Here is a 1,437-nt window from a genome sequence, read left to right as displayed (position 1 = left end):
CTGAACTGGTCCCCGTTTGTTGGACTGGTTTAGTCGAAGCCTAGGCCGCGAGGGTCTGGGTCCGGTATTGCACCGGGCTCAGGCCCTCGAGTCGTTCTGAGATGCGGTCGTGGTTGTACCAGCGGATGTAGTCGTGCAGCGCGGTCTCGAGCGCGTCGATGCTGAGGTAGTTGACGTGGTGGAAGCACTCTTCTTTGAGGTGGCCGAAGAAGTTCTCCATGATGGCGTTGTCGTAGCAGTTGCCCTTGCGGGACATGGACTGGGTCGCGTCGACGTCAGCGAGCAGGGCTCGCCAGGAGGCGTGCTGGTACTGGAATCCCTGATCGGAGTGCACGAGTGGATGCTGTCCGCGGTCGAGGGTGGTGATCGCGGCTCGCAGCGCGCTGTTGGTGAGGTCCAGGTTCGGTGATCGGCTGGTCGAGAACGCGATGATCTCCCGGTTGAAAAGGTCAAGCACCGGGGACAGGTAGAGCTTGTCATCGCCGACGCGGAACTCGGTCACATCGGTGACCCATTTCTGGTTCGGGGCGTCGGCGGTGAAGTTGCGATCGAGGATGTTCTCGGCGGTCTGCCCGACGTTGCCGTGATACGACACGTATCGCCGCTTCCGGCGGGAGCGGGAGACCAGCCCGAGCTGGCGCATCAGCTTGAGCACGGTCTTCTTCGCGAGCTGCCACCCAGACCTGATCAGTTCTCGGTGCACACGGCGATACCCGTAGCGCTGATGATTGCGTGCGAAGATCTCGCTGATTGCGGCTTTCACCTCGGCCCAGGGGTCCGGGGCGTCCATCCGCGCTTGGTGATAGAAGAACGTCGACCGGGCCACCCCGGCCGCGGCCAGCAGGTCGGTAAGTCGATGCTCGGCCTTGAGGGTCACGACGGCATTCACCTTGACCGTCGTTGCTGCTCCATCAAGGCCCGCAATTTTCCCAGGTACGCGTTCTCCGCCCGCAACCGCTCGTTCTCGCGTCGCAGACGCTCCAGCTCGGTCACCGCGGCGGGCGCCGCGGTTTGCGCTGCGGGACGGCCCTTCGGCTTCGGACGCAACGCATCCTCGCCCTCGGCGCGATACTTCCTCACCCAGTTCTCGACGAGTTTCGGGGACGACAGATCGAACTCGCGAGCAAGATCGACTTTCGACTCCCCGGCGAGGAATCGGGTGACCACGTCCCGCTTGAACTCGAACGAGAACGAGGGCTTGATCGGTTTGCTCACCAGCGCTCCTCTGCCTCGCACCTTCCACCGGTCATGCAATCGCTTGACCGCCGGCCGGCTCACAGCCAGCTCGCGCGCCGCGGCCCGCTCACTCCAGCCGGATTCGAACAACGCTATCGCCGCCACACGCTGCGGCTCAGACAATGAACTACGCGGATGCACAGAACTGCCCCCTGAAAATCGGAACTGGATTCTCCAGTCCAATTTCCAGGGAGCAGTTCA

Annotated in this window: 2 protein-coding genes and 1 pseudogene; all 3 read right to left on the bottom strand. The window is 63.0% G+C overall.

Annotated features, from left to right (window positions below; all coding sequences use genetic code 11):
* Positions 1-40 precede the first annotated feature (40 nt).
* A complete protein-coding gene (locus IM767_RS20540) occupies positions 41-877 on the bottom strand; it encodes an IS3 family transposase (protein WP_239453535.1) in 837 nt (278 codons plus the stop codon).
* A gap of 8 nt (positions 878-885) precedes the next feature.
* Positions 886-1,215, bottom strand: coding sequence for a helix-turn-helix domain-containing protein (locus IM767_RS20940; protein ID WP_239453536.1), 330 nt, complete (start codon positions 1,213-1,215; stop codon positions 886-888).
* 24 nt (positions 1,216-1,239) lie between these two features.
* Positions 1,240-1,377: pseudogene (locus IM767_RS21255) on the bottom strand (helix-turn-helix domain-containing protein); the annotation flags it as partial.
* Positions 1,378-1,437: the final 60 nt, after the last annotated feature.

The organism is Microbacterium ureisolvens, from assembly GCF_015278315.1.
GTDB lineage: Bacteria > Actinomycetota > Actinomycetes > Actinomycetales > Microbacteriaceae > Microbacterium > Microbacterium ureisolvens.
Note: the sequence above shows the minus strand (reverse complement) of the source record. Positions and strands in the feature narration are given on the sequence as shown.